1 protein-coding gene is annotated in these 1,120 nt (G+C 71.3%); it reads left to right on the top strand.

Annotated elements, in window-relative coordinates; all coding sequences use genetic code 11:
* Window positions 1-42 precede the first annotated feature (42 nt).
* A partial coding sequence (locus tag AB0C20_RS36310) for an AMP-binding protein (protein WP_357569733.1) occupies window positions 43-1,120 on the top strand: 1,078 nt, incomplete at its 3' end.

Below are 1,120 nucleotides of genomic sequence, written 5' to 3'. Positions count from 1 at the left end.
GCGCGGTCGGAGGGGCATCGTGATCCGGGGTATCTGGCGGGGTTGATCGAGTCGGAGCGGGTCACGACGGCGCATTTCGTACCGTCGATGCTCACCGCGTTCGTCGCCGCACTGGCCGACGCGTCCGCCCCGATTCCGGCGACCCTGCGCCGCGTATTCGCCTCCGGTGAGGCTCTCGATGTGCGTACCGCGGCACGCTGGCGGGAGCTCGGTGGCGCTGCGCTGCACAACCTGTACGGTCCCACCGAGGCCGCGGTCGATGTGACCTACCACGAGGTGACCACCGCCGATACCGTGACGGTGCCGATCGGGCGCCCGGTGTTCAACACTCGGGTCCATGTCCTCGACTCGTCCCTGCGCCCCGTGCCGGTGGGCGTCGCGGGCGAGTTGTACCTGGCCGGAACGCAATTGGCGATCGGCTATCTCGCACGGCCGGATCTGACCGCCGACCGGTTCGTGGCCGATCCCTTCCATCCCGATGCCCGGATGTACCGGACCGGTGACCTGGTGCGCTGGAATCGCACCGGTGAGCTGGAATATCTGGGCCGCAACGATTTCCAGGTGAAGTTGCGCGGCCTGCGGATCGAGCTGGGTGAGATCGAGGCGGCGCTCACCGCACACGATCAGCTGACCCAGGCGGCCGTGGTGGTGGCCGGGTCCGGCGAGAATGCCCGTCTGCACGCCTATGTGGTCCCCGCCGCGGGCGTCACCGTCGACACCGCGGCCGTGCTGGGGGCCGCGGGCCGGGCGCTGCCCGCCTACATGGTCCCCCCGGCGCTCACGGTGCTGGCCGAACTGCCCGTGAACGCGTCCGGAAAGCTCGACCGCACGGCCTTGCCGGCCCTCGCGGCGGGGGAGACCCACGCCTATCGGGCCCCCGCCGAGGGCGCCGAATCCGTGGTGGCCACGGTCATGGCCGGACTGCTGGGCCGGGACCGGATGGGTGCGGACGAGGACTTCTTCGCCGTGGGCGGCAATTCGCTGCTCGCCATGCGGGTGGTGACGCGGGTCAATGCCGCGCTGGGCCGCGCTCTCGATGTCGCCGAGATCTTCGGTGCTCCCACTCCGGCCCTGCTGGCCCGCGCCGCCGATGCCGCCGGCACCGCCGCGCTGCCACTCG

Source organism: Micromonospora sp. NPDC048843, assembly GCF_040649965.1.
GTDB lineage: Bacteria > Actinomycetota > Actinomycetes > Mycobacteriales > Micromonosporaceae > Micromonospora > Micromonospora hortensis.
The sequence above is the reverse complement of the archived record's forward strand: the minus strand, read 5'-3'. Positions and strand labels throughout refer to the sequence as shown.